At 51.8% G+C, this 25,299-nt stretch carries 16 protein-coding genes; 7 read left to right on the top strand and 9 right to left on the bottom strand.

Going from position 1 to position 25,299, the window contains the following annotated elements; all coding sequences use genetic code 11:
- The first annotated feature begins 130 nt into the window (after positions 1-130).
- Positions 131-787, top strand: coding sequence for a carbonate dehydratase (can, locus tag IV433_RS07750; RefSeq protein WP_152327650.1), 657 nt, complete (start codon positions 131-133; stop codon positions 785-787).
- A 116-nt stretch (positions 788-903) separates the two neighbouring features.
- Here the strand turns inward: can and hpt are convergent, their stop codons facing one another.
- Both hpt and cueO read right to left on the bottom strand, forming a co-directional pair.
- Positions 904-1,440, bottom strand: coding sequence for a hypoxanthine phosphoribosyltransferase (gene hpt, locus IV433_RS07755; protein ID WP_195813751.1), 537 nt, complete (start codon positions 1,438-1,440; stop codon positions 904-906).
- Between the two features lie 147 nt (positions 1,441-1,587).
- Positions 1,588-3,198, bottom strand: a complete 1,611-nt coding sequence (gene cueO, locus IV433_RS07760) for a multicopper oxidase CueO (RefSeq protein WP_195813750.1) — start codon at positions 3,196-3,198, stop codon at positions 1,588-1,590.
- A gap of 212 nt (positions 3,199-3,410) precedes the next feature.
- Between cueO and IV433_RS07765 the strand changes: the two genes are divergently transcribed.
- From IV433_RS07765 to yddG, 5 genes are all read left to right on the top strand, one after another.
- Positions 3,411-3,758: a YacC family pilotin-like protein gene (locus tag IV433_RS07765; RefSeq protein WP_195813749.1), complete on the top strand. Its 348-nt coding sequence runs from the start codon at positions 3,411-3,413 to the stop codon at positions 3,756-3,758.
- A gap of 191 nt (positions 3,759-3,949) precedes the next feature.
- Positions 3,950-4,825: a polyamine aminopropyltransferase gene (speE, locus tag IV433_RS07770; protein ID WP_195813748.1), complete on the top strand. Its 876-nt coding sequence runs from the start codon at positions 3,950-3,952 to the stop codon at positions 4,823-4,825.
- A 28-nt stretch (positions 4,826-4,853) separates the two neighbouring features.
- The gene (gene speD / locus IV433_RS07775) at positions 4,854-5,648 is read left to right on the top strand and encodes an adenosylmethionine decarboxylase (protein WP_195813747.1); all 795 of its coding nucleotides are present in this window, start codon (positions 4,854-4,856) and stop codon (positions 5,646-5,648) included.
- A gap of 438 nt (positions 5,649-6,086) precedes the next feature.
- Positions 6,087-6,956: a hypothetical protein gene (locus IV433_RS07780; RefSeq protein ID WP_229893278.1), complete on the top strand. Its 870-nt coding sequence runs from the start codon at positions 6,087-6,089 to the stop codon at positions 6,954-6,956.
- A gap of 101 nt (positions 6,957-7,057) precedes the next feature.
- Entirely contained in the window at positions 7,058-7,936 is an 879-nt protein-coding gene (yddG, locus tag IV433_RS07785) for an aromatic amino acid DMT transporter YddG (protein WP_195813745.1), read from the top strand.
- Between the two features lie 3 nt (positions 7,937-7,939).
- Here yddG and yacL read toward each other — a convergent pair whose 3' ends face one another.
- The 7 genes from yacL to pdhR form a co-directional block, all read right to left on the bottom strand.
- Positions 7,940-8,305 carry a protein YacL gene (gene yacL, locus IV433_RS07790; RefSeq protein ID WP_195813744.1) on the bottom strand — a complete coding sequence of 122 codons (366 nt, stop codon included), beginning with the start codon at positions 8,303-8,305 and terminating at the stop codon, positions 7,940-7,942.
- Between the two features lie 132 nt (positions 8,306-8,437).
- The gene (locus IV433_RS07795; RefSeq protein ID WP_195813743.1) at positions 8,438-12,730 is read right to left on the bottom strand and encodes an Ig-like domain-containing protein; all 4,293 of its coding nucleotides are present in this window, start codon (positions 12,728-12,730) and stop codon (positions 8,438-8,440) included.
- A gap of 443 nt (positions 12,731-13,173) precedes the next feature.
- Positions 13,174-15,771, bottom strand: a complete 2,598-nt coding sequence (acnB, locus tag IV433_RS07800) for a bifunctional aconitate hydratase 2/2-methylisocitrate dehydratase (RefSeq protein WP_195813742.1) — start codon at positions 15,769-15,771, stop codon at positions 13,174-13,176.
- Between the two features lie 488 nt (positions 15,772-16,259).
- A complete protein-coding gene (lpdA, locus tag IV433_RS07805; RefSeq protein WP_165059027.1) occupies positions 16,260-17,684 on the bottom strand; it encodes a dihydrolipoyl dehydrogenase in 1,425 nt (474 codons plus the stop codon).
- A gap of 213 nt (positions 17,685-17,897) precedes the next feature.
- Positions 17,898-19,787, bottom strand: coding sequence for a pyruvate dehydrogenase complex dihydrolipoyllysine-residue acetyltransferase (gene aceF / locus IV433_RS07810; RefSeq protein WP_195813741.1), 1,890 nt, complete (start codon positions 19,785-19,787; stop codon positions 17,898-17,900).
- A 13-nt stretch (positions 19,788-19,800) separates the two neighbouring features.
- Positions 19,801-22,464 (bottom strand): pyruvate dehydrogenase (acetyl-transferring), homodimeric type, encoded by a 2,664-nt coding sequence (aceE, locus tag IV433_RS07815; RefSeq protein ID WP_195813740.1) that lies wholly within the window; start codon positions 22,462-22,464, stop codon positions 19,801-19,803.
- A 164-nt stretch (positions 22,465-22,628) separates the two neighbouring features.
- Positions 22,629-23,399 carry a pyruvate dehydrogenase complex transcriptional repressor PdhR gene (gene pdhR, locus IV433_RS07820; protein WP_013576986.1) on the bottom strand — a complete coding sequence of 257 codons (771 nt, stop codon included), beginning with the start codon at positions 23,397-23,399 and terminating at the stop codon, positions 22,629-22,631.
- Between the two features lie 429 nt (positions 23,400-23,828).
- Here pdhR and aroP point away from each other — a divergent pair, with 429 nt between their 5' ends.
- A complete protein-coding gene (gene aroP / locus IV433_RS07825; RefSeq protein ID WP_195813739.1) occupies positions 23,829-25,199 on the top strand; it encodes an aromatic amino acid transporter AroP in 1,371 nt (456 codons plus the stop codon).
- The last annotated feature ends 100 nt before the right edge of the window (positions 25,200-25,299 follow it).

Raw genomic sequence — 25,299 nt, forward strand, 5'->3', positions numbered from 1 at the left:
GGAAGCGTACCTTGTTGTGAAAACCCTGTTGTAGGAATGCGTAAAAGGAGATGTTGAATCGGTTTTAAAAGACGGAGCATTGCCCTATATTACTCCATCGCTGTTGGCTCGTTACAGGCTATTAACCTCAATGAATGATATAGAAAAGCTCATCAGTAATAATGCCAACTGGTCCAAGACCATGATCGACGAAGATCCTGGCTTCTTTGAACGACTTTCCCAATCTCAAAAACCCCGTTTTCTGTGGATCGGTTGCTCCGACAGTCGCGTTCCCGCTGAGCAATTGACCGGGCTTGAACCGGGCGAACTGTTTGTTCACCGTAACGTCGCCAATCTGGTTATCCATACTGATCTCAACTGCCTGTCCGTTGTGCAATATGCTATCGACGTACTGGAAGTGGAACACGTCATCATTTGCGGTCACTACGGTTGCGGTGGCGTACAGGCAGCGGTTGAAAACCCTGAACTGGGTTTGATTAATAACTGGTTATTGCATATCCGGGACATCTGGTACAAACACAGCTCCCTGCTGGGCGAACTGTCACCGAATCAGCGTCTCGATAAATTGTGTGAGCTGAACGTCGTGGAACAAGTGTACAACCTCGGCCACTCCACCGTGATGCAATCAGCCTGGAAACGCGGCCAGAAAGTCACCCTGCACGGCTGGGTTTACGGCATTCAGGACGGACGACTGCGCAATCTCGAAGTCGACGCCACCAGCCGTGAAACGCTGGAACAGCGCTACCGTCAGGGCGTCTCCGCCTTACTGAACGGCAACCCGCAATAACAAACCGCTCCACTCTACAGAAAATCAAAAAACAAAAGGCACAAAAATGTGCCTTTTTTAGTGCTTTTTTCTGTACCCACTGACTTCTGAGAATGGCGAAAGCGGATAGCCTGTTTCTATTCGTCCAGCATAACCACTTTGCCGACATATGGCAGATGGCGATAGCGCTGGGCGTAGTCGATGCCGAAACCGACGACGAATTCGTCCGGGATCGCAAAACCGACGTATTCCACTTTAACTTCAACTTCACGGCGTTCTGGTTTGTCGAGCAGGGTACAAATTGCCAGTGATTTAGGGCCGCGCAGTTGCAGGATTTCACGCACTTTGCTCAGTGTGTTGCCGGAGTCAATGATGTCTTCGACGATCAAAACGTCTTTGCCGCGAATGTCTTCATCGAGATCTTTCAGGATTTTGACGTCACGGGTGGTGGACATACCGTTGCCGTAGCTTGATGCGGTCATGAAATCGACTTCATGCGGCACATCAATGGCGCGGCATAAATCGGCCATGAACATAAAGGAACCGCGCAGCAGCCCGACCAGTACCATTTCGCTGCCGCTGTCACGGTAGTGCCCGGTAATTTTACGGCCCAGCTCTTCAATTCGGTTTTTGATTTCCTGTTCGGAAATCATGACATCAACGCGATGTTTCATATAAAGACTAACCACCTGATTTAAGAATATTTATCGCCGTTTTCAGAAGAAACGGCGACCATATAGTGGAAGGGATTATATCAAAGAACCCGCCGATGAGTAACGCCGGTGCAGTTCAGCCATAAGCAACACGCGATAAAAGGCGGCTTACGCCGAAACCGTAAATCCGAGCATCATGCCGGTGTCTTCGTGTTCCAGCAGATGACAGTGCGCCATGTACGCGTGCTGTTTGTCAGCCAGATGGCTGAAGCGGACGAGCACTTCGCTGCGGGCGCCTTCGACGCGGACGATATCTTTCCAGCCCTGACGGTGCGGCGCGACCGGCTGGCCGTTTTCAGAAAGAATACGGAACTGTGTGCCGTGGATATGGAACGGATGCAACATCATGTCGCCTTCGCCGGAAATCGTCCATTTCTCGTATTGCCCTTGTTTCACATCGAACGCAGGAACGTTCATGTCGTAGGCTTTGCCGTTGATTTTATTGCCCTGCATAAAATCGTAACTTCCGGCCGCTTTTTCCATATCCATTCCGGCCATACTGCCGTGGCCGTCATGACCTGAACCGGACATCCCCGGCATCGCCGCCATATCCATGTCACCGCCGCCGTGATCCATGCTCATTCCGGCCATCGCGTTGTGCCCGTAGCGTTTCATCAGCGCGGCCATGCCCTGCTGATCCAGCTGCGGATCCATCATCAGTTGCAGCCAGCGTGCAGGCAAATTATCGACAGAAACCAGCGCGGGCAATTTGATCAGGGAATCCGGCAGCGTGCCACCACTTTGCGTGAGCGTCGGCTGGATACGCAGCACCGGCAACGGTTTATCGAACGGTGCCAGCGTCATGCCCATTTGTTTCACCGGCAATGTGACCAGATCAAACGCTTTACCGTCGCTGCAATCAATCAGCACTTCAAAACGTTCACCCATCAGCAACGGCAAATCACTGACTTTTACCGGCTCGGACAGAAAACCGCCGTCGCTGGCAATAACGTACATCGGCCGCTGGTCGCTGGTGGCGATGTGCAGCGAACGCGCATTGCAGCCGTTGAGCAGACGAAAACGCACCCAGCCGCGCGAAATGCCGTGCTGCGGATAAATCGCGCCGTTAGTCAGCATGTGCTCGCCGAACCAGCCGACTGCGGCAGTCATCACGTCCATCTGGTAATCAATCTGTCCGGCGGCGTTGAGGCGTTTATCCTGCAAAATGACCGGAATATCATCCACGCCCCAACGTTTTGGGATCTGTAATGCGTCGCTGCCTTCATCTTCAATCAGGACTAATCCGGCCAGGCCCATTGCCACCTGATAGCCGCTGGTCTGATGCGGATGCGGGTGAAACCAGCAGGTCGCGGCGGGCTGATCGAGCTGCAAACTCACGCTGCGGCTCTGGCCCGGCGCGATCAGCCCCAGAGGACCGCCGTCAATGTCACCGGGAATTTCCAGCCCGTGCCAGTGAACGGTGCTCGCGACGTCCAGATTGTTTTTGACCGTGACATTGAGCGGTTTGCCCCGCCGCACGCGCAGCGCAGGCCCCAGCAGATTGCCGTTCACGCCCCAGGTTTGTGTATTCACCCCGGGCAAGAACTGGCTCTGACCACGTTGCAGGGAAAGCGAAATCGCGCTGCGGGCATCCGGTTCAAGCAGTGCGGGAATGGGCAACGCCGGGCGGTCAGCGGCCAGCGCAAACCGGCTCCAGCCAGGTAACGTACTGGCGGCGCCCAGGAGCGTTGTCCACTTCACGAAATCGCGACGGTTCATGTTCAGTCCTTATGATGGAAAATTGCCAGACGAACGGCATAAAACTGCCATAATAGTACGACAGCCTAAACCCTCCACTAAGGGGAAGGTCAAGTGGCGGGCACGCAGAAAAGAAATTTGGTGCCACTCATCGCAAATATGGTAACGTCATTTCGATTCGCTTTGAGCCAGGTTTTTCTAATCTTTCAATCTAAAAGAACAAGAACACTTCCATGAAAAGAACAACATTGTGTTTGCTGTTACTGTCGCTGCTCGGCTTCTCCTCCGCCAGTCAGGCGTTGAGTGAGTCAGAAGCGGAAGATCTGGCGGATCTGACCGCAGTCTTCGTTTATCTGAAAAATAACTGCGGCTACGAACAGCTGCCTAATACCCAAATCAAACGGGCGATCGTCTTTTTCGCACAGCAAAATCGCTGGGATCTGAGCAACTACAACAGCTTCAATATGCAGGCAATGGGCGAAGACAGTTATCGCGACCTGAGCGGCATCGCAGTACCGAAACCGACCAAATGCAAATCTCTGGCGCGCGATTCACTGAGTCTGCTGGCTTATACCAACTAAATTCCCCCGCAGTGCTCCGTCAGCCTGATGCCGGAGCGTTTCATTTCCCCTCTCCGGATCCGCGTCACACCTCGCTCAGCTACAATTAAGCTAAATTTATCTGTTTGAAATTCAACCGTGCATGCGCAGGCAGAGTTAGCTATCATGTGCGCCCATTTTTATGGCTGCGAATGCTCAGGAGAAACAAAGACATGTCCCGGAACTCGTCACCCAAAGAAATATGGTATGAGACGCTGCACGCCCATTTTGGCCAGTACTTCAGCGTCGAAAAAGAGTTGTACCGTGAGAAAACTGAACACCAGGATCTGGTAATTTTTGAGAATGCGGCGCTGGGCCGCGTGATGGCGCTCGACGGCGTAGTGCAAACCACCGAACGTGATGAATTTATCTATCACGAGATGCTGACACACGTTCCGTTACTGGCGCATGGCGATGCCAAAAAAGTGCTGATCATCGGCGGTGGCGACGGCGGAATGCTGCGTGAGGTCTGCCGTCATAAAGGCGTGGAATCGGTCACGATGGTGGAAATTGATGCCGGCGTGGTGGAATTTTGCCGCCAGTATCTGCCCAATCATAATGCCGGTGCTTACGATGATGCCCGTTTTAATCTGGTGATTGAAGACGGCGTGAATTTCGTGAATCAGACCGCTGAAACGTTTGATGTGATCATCTCAGACTGCACCGATCCGATCGGTCCGGGAGAAAGCCTGTTCACCTCGGCCTTCTACGAAGGTTGCGCGCGTTGCCTGAATCCGGGCGGCATTTTCGTGGCGCAAAACGGCGTCTGCTTCCTTCAGCAGGATGAAGCGGTCAACAGCCACACCAAACTGAGCCACTATTTCAGTGATGTCAGTTTCTATCAGGCCGCGATCCCGACTTATTACGGCGGCATCATGACCTTCGCCTGGGCGACCAATAACCCGGCTTACCGCCAGATCGACAGCCAGACATTGCAGGCGCGCTTCGACGCCGCAGGGATTACCTGTCGTTATTACAATCCGGCGATTCATCACGGCAGCTTTGCCTTGCCGCAGTATTTACTGAATGCCCTGTCAGCTGCGCGCTGATACTGCATCCGTAAGGGGGTGAACTAAATTGCAAAAACTAAAACTGCATGGCTTCAATAACCTGACCAAAAGCCTGAGTTTTTGTATCTACGATATCTGCTACGCCAAAAGCGCAGCCGATCGTGACGGCTATATTGCCTACATTGACAAAGAATATAACGCCAACCGCTTAACCGAGATCCTCACCGAAACCTGTTCGATTATTGGTGCAAACATTCTTAACGTTGCGCGGCAGGATTACGAGCCACAGGGCGCTAGCGTCACGATTCTGGTGAGCGAAGAGCCGATTGACCCCAGTGATGTCGATACCACCGAACATCCGGGCCCGCTGCCAAATTCCGTGGTCGCGCACCTCGATAAAAGCCATATCTGCGTGCATACCTATCCGGAAAGCCATCCTGAAGGCGGCCTGTGTACGTTCCGCGCCGACATCGAAGTTTCCACCTGTGGCGTGATTTCACCGCTGAAAGCGCTGAACTACCTCATCCACCAGCTGGAATCTGACATCGTCACCATCGATTACCGCGTCCGCGGTTTTACCCGTGACGTGAACGGCGTGAAGCACTACATCGACCATTCCATCAATTCGATTCAGAACTTTATGTCGCAGGACATGAAAGGGTTGTACAAGATGATGGACGTGAACGTGTATCAGGAAAATATCTTCCATACCAAGATGTTGCTGAAAGAATTCGATCTCAAGCATTATCTGTTTAATGCAAATCCGGAAGAACTGAGCGAGCAGGAACGCAAGGAAATCACCGATTTGCTGTACAAAGAAATGCAGGAAATTTACTACGGCCGGAATCTCCCAGCCGTCTGACCGGCGGATAAAAGAAAAGGCCGGGCATCGCGGGATGTCCGGTCTTTTTTTGTTTTATCACATGTCATATTAACCCTGGTTATATAATGGAATTAAAACTCAATAAGCATTACTTAAGTAAAATATATTTACCGGATTAAAAACCGGCTATACTTCTTAAGGCAAATTAATAGTTAAACCCCAATAAAATCCTTACTTAAACCAAATTATTCGATCAACGATCTGTGAATTAAGTTAAATTATAAAACTAATATACAGACTATAAATCAAATCAAACTTATATATCACCTTTAATTTAACTTAATGCAGATCAAAAGATCGCTATTTTCTTAAAAATCGATAAATTCCTTTATCTATCCCCCTCCGTTTATTAGCATCCCCCTATTGCTTACTAAGCAACCAGCTCCATCCACCAGAAAGCAGAAATAAAAAATGACAATGAGTAAATTAAAGACCGTATCCAGCCTGCTGGTCACGAGTTCTTTATTGGTTTCCGGGGTTTCCCGGGCCGGGGAAAGTTTGTTAAGCAATAATACTGAAGGGATGCGGCACTATGTCAGTTATGGTGCTGAATATTATAAGTGGGACGAATCCGTCGATAATATGGACGGTAAATATGTTGCTGAACATGGCCCGCGCCTGCGCGTTAATTTCGGATCCAATAATTATCTCGATGCCAGAGAAGGTTTATTAAAAGCCTGGGACATGAGTGTTATGTTCGGGATCGTTAATTACAAAGGCAGTACTCTGGACGATCAGGCCAATGTGCCGAACGGATCGCTCAAGGGGAAAACCTATTACACTGGCTACAGTGCGGATCTGACGCGCGGTTACCGTTACCGGGCGTCAGAGAGTGTGTCTTTCGATATGAAAGGTGCGCTTGGCGGCCAGGTATGGTTGCGTAACATCCGCTCTGACAATGTCTATATCGCCAGCGAAGATCGAACGCGACGCTATACCGCGGTTGAAGTGTCTTTGCAGCCTTATGCCAAAGCCTCTTTGGGCGCTAACTGGCAGGTGACCGCCGACTCTCGACTGAGCCTGGAAGGCGGTGCGCTGTATCCGATTAAAACCTGGACGCACAGCAATCAGGGCGCAGTCTGGCTGGAGCCGAAATCAAAGCTTTCGCCGTTTACCAGCCTGACCTGGAATATTAACGACGACGTCTTTGTTAAAGCCAGCTACGTGCATCAGAAATACGGCAAATCGGACGAGAAACAGGGCGACCTGAACGGAAGCACCGTGGGTTATTACCAGCCTGCGACCACCACGTCCACACTCGGCCTCGAAGTCGGTTTCTACTTTTAATGCATTCTCCTAAAGAGCCTGTTAAGTCGATTGTTGCGGTTTCCACCAACGCAACAATCGCTTATCTTTAAAGCCTTCTTCTTCTGAGGCTTACCTTTCCGATGGATCGTTTCGCAACGCTGTTTGGCGTTCTTGCCATTTTGCTGTGGAGCATGAGCGTGGCGCTCACTCGCAGTCTGTCTGAATCACTGGGGCCTTTTGGCGCCGCCGCATCAATTTATACCGTCAGCGGGATTATGGTCTGGATGGCGGGCGGAAGACCGTCGCTGCGCGGAGAATCTGCGTCATATCTGATTGTCTGCGGCCTGCTGTTTGTCTTTTATATGGTGGCATTTTCACTGGCGATTGGTCTGGCCCATACCCGCCAGCAGACGCTGGAACTCGGGCTGATCAATTATCTCTGGCCAAGCCTGACGCTGCTTTTTGCCGTTCCGTTATTAAAACTGCGGGTGCGCTGGTGGATCTGGCCGGGCGTTGTGCTGGCTTTTACCGGTGTGTTGTGGGCGATCAGCGGCGGCCACGGGCTGGATATCCATCAGCTGATGCGTAACGTGCGCGGTAACCCGGTGGCCTACAGTCTGGCGCTGGGCGCGGCGGTGTCGTGGGCGCTGTATTCCAATCTGGTGCGCGTGATGTGCAAGGGCAAAGGCGTTCTGCCGCTGTTTCTGCTGGCGACCGGTGCGGTGCTGTGGGCGCTGTACTTCACGTATTCTTCGAACCGGATCAGCCTGACGCTACCGGCCATTCTTGAGCTGCTGGCGATGGGTGCGGTGACGGCAATATCTTATCAGTGCTGGGATCTGGCGATGAAAAAAGGCAATGCGACACTGGTCGCGGCGCTGTCGTATTTCACGCCGCTGTCGTCGATTCTGATTGCCGGATTGTGGCTGCACACGCTGCCGGGCGCGAGTTTCTGGCCGGGCGTGCTGATGGTCGTCGGCGGTTCGTTACTGTGCTGGACCGCCTCGCGCGGGAAGTGAAATTTAGCGGTAAGTGGTCACAAAACTGCGGTATTTGGCGAGGACTTGCAGAAAGTCCTCGACACCGCAAAACGCCAGGCTTTCTTCGTCGTAATAACTCATGCCTTCTTCAATTTCATCGCCGTCGAAATCCAGCTGATTTGCGCGGATCATCACTTCGTCATCGGCCAGCAGCAGCGTATATTCATGGCCGACCCGCTGGGTCTGGCGCTCGCTGCCTTTGAGCGCAGTCAGCTCGGCTTCGACAGCATCGAGTACGCTCAGATCGCCCTTCACTTCCTCATTCAGCCAGTGACCAAGCACTTCATGGCCCATCGAGAAGCGGACTTTGACCTCACCGGTGATATCGCGCAGAAAATCGTAATCCATGGTTTTTCCTCTTGCTGATAAGCGCGGCAGACTATTACGGCCTGAGCATAGCGTCAAGATACAACAAAAAAACCGCTCATCATTAAATGAGCGGTTTGAATTGTGCTGTCTGTTATTTACGTTATCGATAAATTATTGGACAGTCAGATTAATATCTACCAGATAACTATAACTGGATCTACCACCATCAGTTGCAACAAAATGCATAACTCCGGAATAAACACCCGCACGAAGGGTTGGGTTATCATCTGCTGAATACGTCAATTTCGGCGTAATTCTCAGAGGATCACCACAGTTTGCAGTGGAGTTGAAGCTGAGTGTTGAGCACGATGAAACGCGCTGCCCCCCAAAATTAACCGTCACCTGATTACCCGCTTCATCTTTCATTAGTACGGTTAACGGGGCACTTCCTTTTTCTGAACTGACTAATGATGTTGGTCCTCCGGTGGGTGCTACAGCCAGGAAACCCGACGAGCTGGCTGCAACGATCTTATCTGACATAACCTGCGCAGTTGTACCACTGATCTCCCAGGACGAACTCGTTTGATAGATAACGCTCACATTGCTGTTAGTTTTGCTCGCGCCTGCAATGCTTGCTGTAACAGTAATCCTCCCTCTATCGTAACTCGACAGTCCAATAACCGCGATGCCATTATTGTTTGTAATACTGGTACTGGCTGACAAATCACCCGCCGTCGTTGCCCAATTAACCGTGGCGTTGGTAATCAGATTTTTATTGCTATCCTGGATAGTCGCTGAATATGTCACAACATCCGCACCAGTAGACTTGATAAATGAACTGTCATTCGTTAGTGCAACTATCTCTGCCGTATCGATGTCGGCGATATAACTCACCGCTGCTGCCCTCGCGCTACGTTGTTGCTGAGTCAGCGTTGCCGTTATTATCGCAGCACCTGATTTCAATGAAGTGCCTGTCATCAGGGCGGTGCCATCTTCTCCTGTCTGGTTGTTAGCGCTAGCCAGATTCACCAGCGTGTTGTCACTTTTCCAGTCGATATTGCTGGCTTTAACCGGATTGTTATTAGCATCCAGCACCGTCGCTTTCCAGGTCACAATATCCGTGCCGTTTGCCGTAGCCTGAATCTTGTCAGCAGCTAACGTGATTTGCGCGGTTTTATTGTCAGCTACGAACTCTGCGGACAACGTTTTCTCGCTGTTGGTTGTGCTGGCTTTGATTACCGTGCTTTGCGCAAGCGTTGAGTTCAGCGTGGCAGTTGCAACTCCGTTCGAGTCTGTAACGCCCGCCGTCGCTGTAAAGATTCCATTGGCATTGTTACTGCTCCAGTTCACGGTGATACCGGACAACGGATGGTTGCTGGCATCCAGCACCGTTGCCTGTAATGCCACAGAATCCACACCGGCGACGATACCGGTCGTCTTATCTGCCGTTAGCGTCGCGATTTTCGCGGTGACAGAATCGGCGATAAATGACAGGGACGGTGAAGTCGCCGTGGCACTGTTTGCTGAGGCAGTTACTACATAGTTACTTGGCACCTCAGAAGATAGCGTCACTGTTGCCAGACCTTGCGCATCGGTTTTAGTGCTGCCAGCCGACAGCGTCCCGGACGCAGGATTGCTATTCCACGCTATGTCAGTATTGGCCAGCGGATTATCGTAAACATCGGTCACCATTGTCGAGAGCGTGATGAAATCTGCACCACTGGCCAGCGCTTCCGTTTTATCAGCTGTCAACGGGCTCAGTTGGGTGGTGCTGGCATCGGCGATATAGCTCACTTTTCCTGCATTCGCGTTGCTCCCGGTCGTCGGGAGTGTTGCCGTGACAATAGCGTCTGCCGTTTTCATGGAGGTTGCTGTCACTGTAGCCATACCGCTGGCGTTAGTGGTTGTGATGCTGTTCGCCAGCGTAAGATTAGGGTTATCGCTGCCCCATTTCACCTGCGCATCCGCAACCGGATTCTGATTGGCATCTTTCACCGTGGCGGTCCATGTCACGGTTTCTTTTCCATTGGCCAGAGCCTGTGTTTTGTCAGCCGTTACGCTGTTCACCTGCGCCGTGCTGGCATCCATCGTAAAGCTGGCGGCTTGTGCCTGACTCGCCGTGCCCTGCGGTAATTTTGCAAAAATGATGACGTTACCTGCGGCTTGACTTGTGACCAGCAAAGTCGCCTGCCCCTGAGCATTAGTGCTGACAGTAGTTGCCGATAAGACGGCGGACGCAGAATCGCTACTCCAGGACACCGGTGCATCTTCCACTCTGTTGCCATTAGCATCCAAAACGGTGACGACATACGAGATCGCATCGGTACCATTCGCCAGTGCCTGCGTTTTATCCAGCGTCAGGCTGGTAATGTTCATGGTGCTGGTATCCGCGGCAAACAATATCGAATCGGTATTCTTAGCCCCGGTGGTGCCGGATCGTGCGGAGACAATCACGCTGTTTGCCATTGCAGAAGTCAGTGTCACCTGCGCGTTACCGTCTGCGTCTGTAATACCCTGCGCGGCGCTGAGAGTACCGCTGCCCTGCTCGATTTTCCAGTCAACCGGCGCGCCATCAAGGGGTTGGTTCTGCGCATTGACGATAGCGGCGCTCAGCGTCACCTTGTCGTTGTTATCGGCAACGGCCTGAACTTTATCGGTGCTAATACGGGTTACCAACGCCGTAGACATATCCACACCAAAGCTCAGCACGTCACTGTTTGCTGTTTCGCCACTTTCCAGCTGCGCTGAAACCGTGGTGTTTATTACTTCCGGGCTGCTGACATTCACCGTCACCAGCCCGTTTTCATCACTGACGCCCTGAGCCGAAGACAACAACGCCTTCGCATTGTCCGCACTCCACAGCACATTGATGCCTTTGTACGGCAATCCTTCGACGTTCAGCACTCTAACCGTCAGCTGGATGTTATCGGTTCCGTTCGCCAGTGCGCTGGTTTTTGACGCTGTCAGCGTATTCAGCGATGCCGTTGTGTCAGCGCTGTGCAATTCAATGCTGGCAGAGGGCAGTGTAGTTTTCCCGTTTGCTGCAGGCGTGATAGTGGCTGTTCCGGCCGTGTTTCCGCTGGTAAAGGTACTGGTATAGACGCCTTGAGAAACTTCTTTAAATGCTGATAGTGATGCGTCCTGAACCGGTGCGCTGGTTTGCACAGCACCCTGTGGCGGAGAGGCGGTAAAACGGATTGTTGCAGTGAGCTGCCCGGCAAGACCCGTCACCGGTTGCGATTTACTGCTGAGAATCTTCACTGTGATTGTTGATGTGCTATTGCCGTCGGCTAACAAAGAGGAAGGCGAAACCGACGTTGTTGCCTGCCAGGTTGCGGCGTCTGCTCCTGTTACATAGACATTCATCTGGCTGAGATTGGAGCCATTACCTTTGGTATCAAACGCTTTGCCACTCACGACATAGTGGTTTTCGACACCGCCAAATTGATAATTCGGCAGCGTAATACTGTACTGGCCGGAGCGCTTGTCTTGTTTAATTTCGCCGCCCTGTCGGACAAGATCATCAGCCTGCCAGTCAATACGATCAATGCCATATTTGCTGTTAATCACGGCATTAACAGGCAGGGTGATATTTTCAATCCCCTCAACTTTATCCGGCAGCCCCAGTGAAATAGCCTCCTGCTTACGATAATCCAGCACGATGGTATTGTTGCGGTTAACCAGATCCTGCCGCCCGCCCAGCAGGGAACGTCGTATCGCGACTTCAGACGGATCCAGCTGCTTATCAAGACTCACGGATGGCGCGTAGCTGAAACTCAGGTTGAACTGCGTATCCTGCGTGTCACCTTTGCCCATTTTCTGGCTGATCCCGGCGGTTATCAGTGTGAAAGGCGTGTAATTAAGCCCGACAGTGACGGCGTAAGGATCTTTCTGGCGATTGTCTTCGTCATTGAAGAGATCAACGTCATTACCAAAATATTTTTCAAATACGGCACTGGCACCGAGCTGAGGGTAAGAAGGTAAGTAGCCTTCCATACGAATATCGAAACCATTCGCCACGCGCTCGTCATAATTTTCATAACGTGAAGACGCCATCCATTCAGTAAGACGCAGATAGCCATTGGCAGATATCTTTAAATAATCCCAACCTAATTCACTGCCGAATCCAAATCGCTGATGGTGATTCTCTGATATTTGACGGTCATAAAATGTATTAGCCCCCCACATCCATTTATCTGAAAAATGGCGATAACCCAGCCCGGTATTTATTATGTTGCGATCATCCGCACGCCGGGTGCCTAACTGAGTAAAAAATAAATTGGTTTTATCATCATAAAGCGGAAGCAAAACGTCTAATTCAATTTGCTCCAGCGACAAATTCTCATCAGCAGAAACGTTCACTCTCGCCGTCCCAAACTGGTTCAGCCAGTCTTCTACGCTTTGAGCTGCCTTTCCGGTTGAACCTGATACGAGGCGGCTTTTCATCGCCTCGCGTTGTAGCATACTTCCAGCCTGAGTCGCCAAACCGGCAAGCTCTTCTTCAGTACCAGAGCCTTCATTATCCGTATCCGGCGACGGTGCGGCCGCAGCGGAAACGCTCGTTTTTGAACGGGATAATCCAGTATCAGCCTCAGCATCAAATGAAAATGAGTAGACGCACAGTGACGAATATAAAAACTGCACGCCTATTTGTAATACACATATTGATTTATTTAGTTGCATTATTGTTTTCGCTCAGGAGATGAGAAACTCGACTACGCGAAAATAAAGAAGATCCGTTATTTGCTCGCGCAAGGGGGAGCATTTAACGGGTAGGCTCTAACAGGGTCTAGTAAATGATATATTTACGTGTGCTAAATAATTAAAAAATAAAAACGCAACGTAATAATAGTTAAAGAAAAAGGAGGCCGAAGCCTCCTTTTTATCTGGTTAGATAATATACAAATTTAGACTGCAGTTTGGAAGATCACGCCGTCAGCTTTATCCGTATATTCACTCAGCTTGTCGAAGTTCAGATAACGGTAAGTATCCACCGCGGTCTTATCCACTTCAGCCATGTAGCCGAGATATTCTTCTGGTGTCGGCAGGCGACCGAGCAGAGACGCGATGGCCGCCAGTTCAGCGGAGGCCAGATAAACATTGGCGCCGTTGCCCAGACGGTTCGGGAAGTTACGCGTTGAAGTGGAAACCACGGTAGAACCGTCGGCCACACGCGCCTGGTTACCCATACACAGTGAACAGCCCGGGATTTCAACACGCGCACCGCTCTTACCAAAGACGCTGTAATAGCCCTCTTCGGTCAGCTGCGCGGCATCCATTTTGGTCGGTGGTGCAACCCACAGACGGGTTGGCAACGCGCCTTTATGGCTGTCGAGCAGTTTACCGGCAGCGCGGAAGTGACCGATGTTGGTCATGCACGAACCGATGAATACTTCGTCGATTTTGCTGTTCTGAACAGAAGACAGCAGACGCGCATCGTCCGGATCGTTCGGTGCACAAAGGATCGGCTCTTTGATTTCAGCCAGATCGATTTCGATCACCGCCGCATATTCTGCATCAGCATCGGCTTCGAGCAGGCTCGGATTCGCCAGCCACTCTTCCATGCCTTTGATGCGGCGCTCGATGGTACGACGATCGCCGTAACCTTCTGAGATCATCCACTTCAGCAGCACGATGTTAGAGCTCAGGTATTCTTTGATTGGCGCCTGATCCAGTTTGATCGTACAACCGGCCGCTGAACGTTCTGCGGACGCATCCGCCAGTTCAAATGCCTGTTCAACTTTCAGTTCCGGCAAGCCTTCGATTTCCAGAATACGGCCAGAGAAGAGGTTTTTCTTACCCTTCTTCTCAACGGTCAGATGACCTTCCTGGATGGCGTAGTAAGGAATGGCATGAACCAGATCACGCAGGGTAATACCCGGCTGCATTTCACCTTTGAAACGCACCAGAACGGATTCTGGCATATCCAGCGGCATTACGCCGGTCGCGGCGGCAAACGCCACCAGACCGGAACCCGCAGGGAACGAAATCCCGATCGGGAAACGGGTATGGGAGTCACCGCCGGTGCCGACAGTATCCGGCAACAGCATACGGTTCAGCCACGAGTGGATGATACCGTCTCCCGGACGCAGGGAAACACCGCCGCGGTTCATAATGAAGTCCGGCAGCGTGTGGTGCGTGGTCACGTCAACCGGCTTAGGATATGCGGCGGTATGACAGAATGACTGCATCACTAAATCAGCGGAGAAGCCCAGGCACGCCAGGTCTTTCAGCTCATCACGGGTCATCGGGCCGGTGGTGTCCTGAGAACCCACAGACGTCATTTTTGGTTCGCAATATTCGTTCGGACGAATACCGGCAACGCCACAGGCGCGGCCCACCATTTTCTGCGCCAGCGAGAAGCCTCTGTTGCTTTTAGCAACCGGCTTCGCGATGCGGAATACTTCGCTCTGAGGCAGTTTCAGCGATTCACGGGCTTTGGTGGTTAAACCACGGCCGATGATCAGCGGAATACGGCCACCGGCGCGAACTTCGTCCAGCAGAACGTCAGTTTTCAGTTCGAAAGTGGCAATCACTTCACCGGTTTCGTGTTTACGGACTTCACCTTTGTACGGATAGATGTCGATCACATCGCCCATATTCAGGTTAGAAACGTCCACTTCAATCGGCAACGCACCGGCATCTTCCATAGTGTTGAAGAAGATTGGCGCAATTTTGCCACCCAGCACGACGCCGCCGCCGCGTTTGTTCGGCACATGAGGGATATCGTCGCCCATGAACCACAGCACGGAGTTTGTCGCAGATTTACGGGAAGAACCGGTACCGACCACGTCACCGACATAGGCCAGCGGGAAGCCTTTTTTATTCAGTTCTTCGATCTGTTTGATCGGGCCGACGCTGCCAGGTTGATCCGGATGGATACCTTCGCGTTCGTTTTTCAGCATGGCCAGCGCGTGCAACGGAATATCTGGACGGGACCAGGCATCCGGAGCCGGTGACAAATCATCGGTGTTGGTTTCGCCGGTCACCTTGAAGACGGTGACGGTGATTTTTTCAGCCAGCTGCGGGCGTGACAGATACCATTCGGCATCTGCCCAGGACTGCAAAATCTTCTTAGCGTGTTCGTTGCCTGCCTGCGCTTTTTCTTCCACATCGTAGAAGTTATCGAACATCAGCAGCGTATGGGACAACGCTTTGGCGGCAATCGGCGCCAGCGTTTCGTTTTCAAGTGCGTCGATCAGCGGATGAATGTTGTAGCCACCTTGCATGGTGCCTAACAGTTCAATGGCTTTTTCAGGAGTGACCAACGGGGAGGTAGTTTCGCCTTTGGCGACGGCAGCCAGGAACCCGGCTTTTACATAGGCGGCTTCGTCAACGCCCGGCGGAACACGATTAATCAGCAGGTCTAACAGAGTTTCTTCTTCGCCTTTTGGCGGATTTTTCAGGGACTCAACCAACGCTGCCATCTGTGAAGCATCAAGTGGCTTAGGGACGATGCCCTCTGCAGCACGCTCGGCTACGTGCTTACGGTATTCTTCTAGCACGACTTTCTCCTCGCTCTCATTGTCATTTATTATGCCTGGCTTCCATCATCAGCATCACGTCATGCCTGTAGGGACAGGGAAATTAAAGCTGTCTGATGACTCGGGGACACTGCGGGTAAGAGGGTTTCTTGATCGGAAACTTTACGTCCTGAACCTGAGCACAGTGCCCTTTAGCGCCGAAGCAGCATAGCAGGATTTTGCCCGCTTGTTAATTCGTTCACATAAAAGCAACATTAAATCTTTGCTGAATCGTTGAGCACAGACGGATCGGCTGTTCATCCCAATTCGCCTTCTAGATCATCACAACAACCTTATTGGCACAAGGGACTAAATAGTCGGAAAGGGAGAAAAAAGGCACAAAAAAACGCGTGAAAAACAATCCTAAAGATTGTCTTTGCAAGACGCTTTCCAATATATCGGGCGCCGTTTTTCAGACGTAAAAAAAGCGGCACTTTTCAGCGCCGCTTATTCATACCGTCAGGCAAGAATTATTTCTTTTTCGCTTTCGGGTTTGGCAGGTCAGTGATGCTGCCTTCGTAGATTTCTGCTGCCAGACCCACGGACTCGTGCAGAGTCGGGTGAGCATGGATGGTCAGCGCGATATCTTCTGCATCACAACCCATTTCGATTGCCAGACCAATCTCGCCCAGCAGCTCGCCGCCGTTGGTACCGACAATCGCACCACCGATAACACGGTGAGATTCTTTGTCGAAGATCAGTTTGGTCATACCGTCTGCACAATCGGAAGCGATAGCACGGCCTGAAGCTGCCCACGGGAAGGTGGCGGTTTCGTAGCTGATGCCTTTTTCTTTCGCTTCTTTCTCAGTCAGGCCAACCCAGGCAACTTCCGGCTCAGTGTAGGCAATTGACGGAATGACTTTCGGATCGAAGTAGTGTTTTTTGCCGGAGATAACTTCGGCTGCCACGTGACCTTCGTGAACACCTTTGTGCGCCAGCATTGGCTGACCGACGATGTCGCCGATAGCAAAGATGTGTGGCACGTTGGTACGCATTTGTTTGTCGACGTGGATGAAGCCACGGTCGTCAACTTCGATGCCCGCAGCGCCGGCTTCCAGCAGCTTACCGTTAGGTACGCGACCGATTGCCACCAGCACAGCGTCATAACGCTGTGGTTCGGCTGGCGCTTTTTTGCCTTCCATGGTGACGTAAATGCCATCTTCTTTGGCTTCTACGGCTGTCACTTTGGTTTCCAGCATCAGGTTGAATTGCTTGCTGATTTTCTTGGTGAAGACTTTCACCACGTCTTTATCAGCCGCAGGAATGACCTGATCAAACATTTCTACCACGTCAATCTGAGAACCCAGAGCGTGGTAAACGGTGCCCATTTCCAGACCGATGATGCCGCCGCCCATCACGAGCAGACGCTCAGGGACGGTTTTCAGTTCCAGTGCGTCGGTAGAATCCCATACGCGTGGATCATCATGAGGAATGAATGGCAGTTTGATTGGACGGGAACCCGCCGCAATGATTGCATTGTCGAAAGTGATGGTCGTTGGACCATTTTCGCCTTCAACAACCAGAGTATTTGCACCGGTAAATTTGCCCAAGCCGTTAACGACTTTGACTTTACGGCCTTTCGCCATACCTGCCAGACCACCGGTCAGCTGGTTGATGACTTTCTCTTTCCAGAGACGCACTTTGTCGATATCGGTTTTCGGCTCACCGAAAACAATACCGTGTTCTGCCAGAGCTTTTGCTTCAGAAATAACTTTAGCAACATGCAGCAGAGCTTTTGAAGGGATACAGCCTACGTTCAGGCACACGCCACCCAGGGTGGAATAACGTTCAACCAGAACTGTCTCAAGACCTAAATCAGCGCAACGGAAAGCAGCAGAATAGCCTGCAGGGCCCGCCCCAAGTACCACGACCTGAGTTTTAATTTCAGTACTCATCATGACCTCTTAATTTATTTCCGGCGGGTCAGACGTCATTTTTATGCTGCAACGCCCATCATCCACCGGGTCGTTCTATCCGCCCGCAGTTTACAAAATTGTTAACATATTTGAAACAACAAACGGCATACGATTTACGTTTTCCACCTGATAATCTCTGACGGCAGAAAGAGATTACCAGAAAAAAGCCGGCCGTTTGGCCGGCTTTTTGGCTTACATCACCAGGCGGCGAATGTCAGACAGTACGTTGTTGATGATGGTAATGAAGCGCGCACCATCCGCACCGTCGATTACACGGTGGTCGAAGGAGAGCGACATTGGCATCATCAGACGCGGAACGAATTCTTTACCGTTCCAGACCGGTTCCATCGCAGACTTGGAAACACCCAGGATAGCCACTTCAGGCGCATTGACGATTGGCGCAAAGTGGGTCGTCCCGATACCGCCAAGGCTGGAGATAGTGAAGCAACCGCCCTGCATTTCCGCAGCAGTCAGCTTACCGTCACGCGCTTTCTTGGAGATAGCCATCAGTTCACGGGACAGCTCAGCGATACCTTTCTTGTTCACGTCTTTGAAGACAGGAACAACCAGGCCGTTAGGCGTATCAACCGCAACACCGACGTTGATGTATTTTTTCAGCGTCAGTTTCTGGCCATCTTCGGACAGAGAACTGTTAAAACGTGGCATCTGCTCAAGAGCAGCCGCAACGGCTTTCATGATGAAGACCACTGGCGTGAATTTCACATCCAGTTTGCGCTTCGCTGCTTCGTCATTTTGCTGTTTACGGAACGCTTCCAGCTCAGTGATATCGGTTTTGTCGAAGTGTGTAACGTGCGGGATCATCACCCAGTTACGGCTCAGGTTTGCACCGGAGATTTTCTGGATACGGCCCAGTTCCACTTCTTCGATTTCGCCGAACTTGCTGAAATCAACTTTCGGCCAAGGCAGCATGCCCGGAATACCGCCGCCAGTGGCAGCAGCCGGAGCGGCTTCAGCGCGTTTTACCGCGTCTTTCACGTAAGTCTGAACGTCTTCGCGCAGGATGCGACCTTTACGGCCTGTCCCTTTTACTTTCGCCAGATTAACGCCGAATTCACGGGCCAGACGACGGATAACCGGCGTGGCGTGAACGTAAGCGTCGTTCTCAGCGAATTCGCCTTTGCTTGCAGCCGGAGCAGCAGGCGCAGCGGCTTTTTGTTCCTGTTTCGCAGGGGCAGCAGCTTCTTCTTTCTTCGCCGCCGGAGCAGGCGCAGCGCCTTCAACTTCGAAGACCATGATCAGAGAGCCGGTGCTGACTTTGTCGCCCGCAGCGATTTTGATTTCTTTCACGGTACCCGCGAACGGAGCCGGGACTTCCATTGAAGCTTTGTCGCCTTCAACGGTAATCAGTGATTGTTCTGCACTGATTTTGTCGCCCACTTTAACCATGATTTCAGTGACTTCAACTTCGTCGCCGCCGATATCAGGCACGTTCACTTCTTTACTGCCGGTTTGTGCAGGAGCAACCGGAGCCGCTTCTGATTTGGCTTCTGCCGCTGCCGGTGCTGCTGCACCAGAACCTGCGACTTCGAAGACCATGATCAGAGAACCGGTGCTGACTTTGTCGCCCGCAGCGATTTTGATTTCTTTGACTTTGCCCGCGAACGGAGCAGGGACTTCCATAGAAGCTTTGTCGCCTTCTACGGTGATCAGCGATTGTTCCGCTGTGACAGTGTCGCCCACTTTGACCATGATCTCGGTGACTTCAACTTCGTCGCCGCCGATATCTGGCACGTTCACTTCTTTGCTTTCGCTGGAAGCAGGTGCGGCAGCAGCAGGTTTGTCTTCTGCTTTCGCTTCCTGTTTCGCAGGTGCCGCATCAGCAGCACCGTCAGCAGCTTCGAAGATCATGATCAGTTTGCCGGTTTCGACGGTGTCGCCGACCGCAACTTTAATTTCTTTGACCACGCCTGCTTGTGGAGAAGGCACTTCCATAGAAGCTTTATCGCCTTCAACGGTGATCAGCGATTGTTCAACTTCAACTTTATCGCCCACCTTCACCATAATTTCGGTGACTTCCACTGCATCTGCACCGATGTCCGGTACGTTAATTTCAATAGCCATCTGTCTTTACCTCTTATGCCAGACGCGGGTTAACTTTTTCTGGATTGATATCGAATTTCTTAATGGCTTCAGCCACTACAGAAGTTTCGATTTCGCCGCGTTTAGCCAATTCACCCAGCGCAGCAACCACAACATAGGAAGCATCCACTTCGAAGTGGTGACGCAGGTTTTCGCGGCTGTCTGAACGACCGAAGCCATCCGTACCCAGAACGCGATAATCGCTGGCCGGAACGTAAGTACGAACCTGTTCAGCAAACAGTTTCATGTAGTCAGTAGACGCAACCGCTGGCGCGTCGGTCATCACCTGAGCGATGTACGGAACGCGTGGAGTTTCGGTTGGGTGCAGCATGTTCCAGCGCTCACAGTCCTGACCGTCACGGGCCAGTTCGGTGAAGGAAGTTACGCTGTAAACGTCAGAGCCTACGCCGTAGTCTTTGGACAGGATTTCAGCCGCTTCACGAACGTGACGCAGGATAGAACCGGAGCCCAGAAGCTGTACTTTACCTTTGCTACCTTCCAGAGTTTCTAACTTGTAGATACCCTTACGGATGCCTTCTTCAGCGCCTTCCGGCATTGCTGGCATGTGGTAGTTTTCGTTCAGCGTAGTGATGTAGTAATAAACGTTTTCCTGCGCGTCGCCGTACATACGAACCAGGCCGTCATGCATGATGACTGCCACTTCGTACGCGTAAGACGGGTCGTAAGAAATACAGTTAGGGATAGTCAGAGACTGAATGTGGCTGTGACCATCTTCGTGCTGCAAACCTTCACCGTTCAGGGTAGTACGACCTGAAGTACCGCCGATCAGGAAGCCACGCGCCTGTTGGTCACCCGCTGCCCAGCACAGGTCGCCGATACGCTGGAAACCAAACATGGAGTAGTAGATGTAGAACGGGATCATTGGCAGATCGTTGGTGCTGTAAGAAGTCGCGGCGGCCAGCCAGGAAGAAGCGGCGCCCAGTTCGTTGATACCTTCCTGCAGGATCTGACCTTTCTCGTCTTCTTTATAGTATGCAACCTGCTCACGGTCCTGCGGGGTGTACTGCTGGCCGTTCGGGCTGTAAATACCAATCTGACGGAACAGACCTTCCATACCGAATGTACGCGCTTCATCGGCGATGATCGGGACCAGACGGTCTTTGATGGAGTCGTTTTTCAGCATCACGTTCAGGGCACGAACGAAAGCGATGGTTGTGGAGATTTCTTTCTTCTGCTCTTCCAGCAGTTGAGCGAAATCAGACAACGCTGGCATTTCCAGCTTCTGAGTGAAGTTAGGCAGACGAGTCGGCAGGTAGCCTTTCAGCGCAGCACGACGCTCATGCAGGTATTTGTATTCTGCAGAGTCTTTTTCCAGAGTGATGTACGGAAGTTTTTCCAGATTTTCATCGGAAACCGGCACGCTGAAACGATCACGGATATAGCGCACGCCATCCATGTTCATTTTCTTCACCTGGTGAGCAATGTTTTTACCTTCGGCCGCATCACCCATGCCATAACCTTTGATGGTATGCGCAAGGATTACGGTAGGCTGGCCTTTGGTATTTGCCGCTTTGTTCAGTGCAGCAAAGACTTTCTTCGGATCATGGCCACCACGGTTCAGTGCCCAGATCTCGTCGTCGGTCATGTCTTTGACCAGTGCCGCAGTTTCCGGGTATTTACCGAAGAAGTGTTCACGAACGTATTTACCGTCGCGGGACTTGAAGGTCTGGTAGTCGCCGTCCACGGTTTCATTCATCAGCTGGATCAGTTTGCCGCTGGTATCTTTACGCAGCAGAGCATCCCAACGATCGCCCCAAATCACTTTGATCACGTTCCAGCCAGCGCCTGCAAAGATGCCGTCCAGTTCGTTGATGATTTTGCCGTTGCCGGTTACCGGGCCATCAAGACGCTGCAAGTTACAGTTGATGATGAAGCACAGGTTGTCCAGTTTCTCACGGGTCGCGATGGTGATCGCGCCTTTGGATTCTGGTTCGTCCATTTCACCGTCGCCCAGGAACGCGTAAACACGCTGCGCGGAGGTGTCTTTCAGACCGCGGTGTTCCAGGTACTTCAGGAATTTAGCCTGATAGATTGCACCAATCGGGCCCAGACCCATGGAAACGGTCGGGAACTGCCAGAATTCAGGCATCAGTTTAGGGTGCGGATAAGAAGACAGACCTTTACCGTGAACTTCCTGACGGAAATTGTTCATCTGGTCTTCGGTCAGGCGGCCTTCAAGGAAAGCACGCGCGTACACGCCCGGAGAGATGTGGCCCTGGAAGTACACCAGATCGCCGCCGTCATTCTCGTTACGTGCACGGAAGAAGTGGTTGAAACACACTTCGTACACGGTCGCAGAAGACTGGAAGGAAGCCATGTGGCCGCCCAGTTCCAGGTCTTTCTTGGAAGCGCGCAGAACGGTCATGATGGCGTTCCAGCGGATTGCGGTACGAATATTACGTTCCAGCTCCAGGTTACCCGGGTATTGCGGTTCGTCTTCAACAGCGATGGTATTGACGTAGTTACGGCTGGCAGCACCAGCAGCGACGCTGACGCCGCCCTTACGCGCTTCACTCAGAACCTGATCGATCAGGAACTGCGCACGCTCAACACCTTCTTCACGGATGACCGATTCGATCGCTTGTAGCCAGTCGCGAGTTTCGATCGGATCCACGTCATTATTTACACGTTCTGACATGGTGCTTTTCCTTATCTGTATCTTATACGTTGGTTTATCTGGAGCCTGTCTTCCTGCGCTCTTGCTTCAAAAGCTCTTCATACTGAACAAAACGCACGAAGACAGGCCCGTCATGTAGTTGCCGTGAGCCCTCAAATGAAGGCTCTCAAAATTAACCCCGAAGGTTAACTTTCATCTTTTCGTTGCTGGAGCCGTCGTAAAGACCGATCCCGCCGGGTGTGTTCCCTGCTGAGATCCAGCAAAACTTCTTCAATGAACGCCAGGTGACGGTGAGATGCGGCACGCGCTATTTCTGGTTCCCGTGCAACAATCGCCTCGAAAATACTGGCGCGGTGGTTGCTTACCGTGGCCAGCATTTCCCGGCGTGAGTAAAGCAATTCAAAGTTCTGTCGAACGTTCTTCTCGAGCATCGGTCCCATACAGCGAACCAGATGCAGCAGCACAACATTATGCGCTGCTTCTGTTACAGCGACCTGATACTGCATAACCGCATCGGCTTCTGCGTCCAGATCTCCGCTGTCCTGTGCGGTCTGAATGACCACGTGACAATCGCGAATGCGCTGCAAATCTTCCTCTGTGCCACGAAGCGCCGCGTAATACGCAGCGATCCCTTCAAGGGCATGTCGTGTTTCAAGGAGATCGAATTGTGATTCAGGATGGTCGGCCAGTAACTCAGCCAGCGGATCACTCACGCTTTGCCACAGATTACTTTGGACGAAAGTACCACCACCCTGGCGGCGCAGGAGCAGTCCCTTCCCTTCCAGGCTTTGGATAGCCTCTCTGAGAGAAGGTCGCGAAACATCAAACTGTTTGGCCAGTTCGCGCTCTGGCGGAAGCTTTTCCCCGGGTCTCAAGGTGCCTTCGAGGATCAGGAACTCAAGTTGCTGCTCGATCACATCGGATAACTTAGGCTGTCTGATTTTGCTGTAAGCCATAATATGTGTTGTTCTCTGCGAGTAGCGACTCTGTAAGTTGCCGGAGTCAATTGGTAATACCAATTTAAAAAACGTGGCCGTAAAGTAACAAAGTATTCACCTTGTGTCCATATGGTGACCCAGTAAATGCGTCGCCCTCGCACAATTTAACAAATTCTTATCATCTCTCGATTTTTCTCTGCGTCAGATCACATTTTTTAGATCCTGAACAAATTTCCAGTCAATTTGGCTATTTGTTATGCAGACGGTGCATAAACCCCGTGCAAACTTTTGCGCATAACACTATTCTTGCCCGAACGGTAGATGATGCTGCTTTTTAGGCACAATCCAGCCGTAAATAATTAAATACAAAAAGTGTAATTATCGCCTTACATTCTTTCTAACACGCAGAATGTTATGGGTTTTGCCCCAATGACAGAGGACAGGTAAATGGTTGATCAACAACAAGGCGATGAGCTGAAGCGCGGCCTGAAAAACCGTCATATTCAGTTGATCGCGCTGGGTGGGGCTGTCGGGACAGGTCTGTTTCTGGGCAGCGCCTCCGTCATCCAGTCTGCGGGCCCCGGGATTATTCTCGGCTACGCAATCGCTGGTTTTATTGCGTTTTTAATTATGCGCCAGTTAGGCGAGATGGTCGTTGAAGAGCCGGTTGCCGGGTCATTCAGCCATTTTGCCTATAAATACTGGGGCGGATTTGCCGGTTTTGCTTCCGGCTGGAACTACTGGGTGCTTTACGTTCTGGTCGCGATGGCCGAACTGACGGCAGTCGGTAAATATATTCAGTTCTGGTGGCCGGAGATCCCAACCTGGGCTTCAGCGGCGGTCTTCTTCGTGGTGATTAACGCCATCAACCTGACCAACGTCAAAGTGTTCGGGGAAATGGAATTCTGGTTTGCCATCATTAAAGTGGTGGCCGTTGTCGCCATGATCCTGTTCGGCGGCTGGTTACTGTTTAGCGACACTGCAGGCCCGCAAGCGACTGTCCGTAACCTGTGGGAGCAAGGCGGTTTCCTGCCTCACGGCATGACCGGGCTGGTGATGATGATGGCAATCATCATGTTCTCGTTCGGCGGTCTTGAGCTGGTCGGTATTACCGCGGCAGAAGCGGATAATCCTGAAGTCAGCATTCCGAAAGCAACCAACCAGGTTATCTACCGCATCCTGATTTTCTATGTGGGCTCACTGGCGGTTCTGCTTTCCCTGATGCCATGGACCCGCGTCGGGCCGGATACCAGCCCGTTTGTCCTGATTTTCCACGATCTGGGTGATGCGCTGGTCGCCAACGCGCTGAACGTAGTGATCCTGACGGCAGCATTGTCGGTCTATAACAGCTGCGTTTACTGCAACAGCCGCATGCTGTTTGGTCTGGCTCAGCAAGGCAACGCGCCAAAAGCCTTACTCAATGTCGACAAGCGCGGCGTTCCGGTGGCATCAATCCTCGTGTCTGCCGTAACCACTGCACTTTGCGTACTGATTAACTACCTGATGCCGGGTGAAGCTTTCGGCCTGCTGATGGCACTGGTGGTTTCTGCACTGGTGATCAACTGGGCGATGATCAGCCTTGCGCACATCAAATTCCGCAAGGCGATGCACCGCAAAGGGATCGAAACCAAGTTCAAGGCACTGCTGTATCCGGTAGGTAACTACATCTGCCTGCTGTTCATGGCCGCAATTCTTGTGATTATGGCGATCACGCCGGGCATGGCGATTTCCGTCTGGCTGATCCCGGTCTGGCTGGTGATCCTGGGCGTTGGCTACTGGATTAAAAATCAGCAAAGTGGCAAATCGGTTAACGCGTAAGCCCCCGGTTTATCATTGCTAAAAACGTAAAGCGCCCCGGCTAAGTTTCACTTACCGGGGCGCTTTGTTATATGCGTCACAGTTTGTCCGACATGACCAA

Origin of the sequence: Rahnella laticis (assembly GCF_015644585.1) — a bacterium.
GTDB lineage: Bacteria > Pseudomonadota > Gammaproteobacteria > Enterobacterales > Enterobacteriaceae > Rahnella > Rahnella laticis.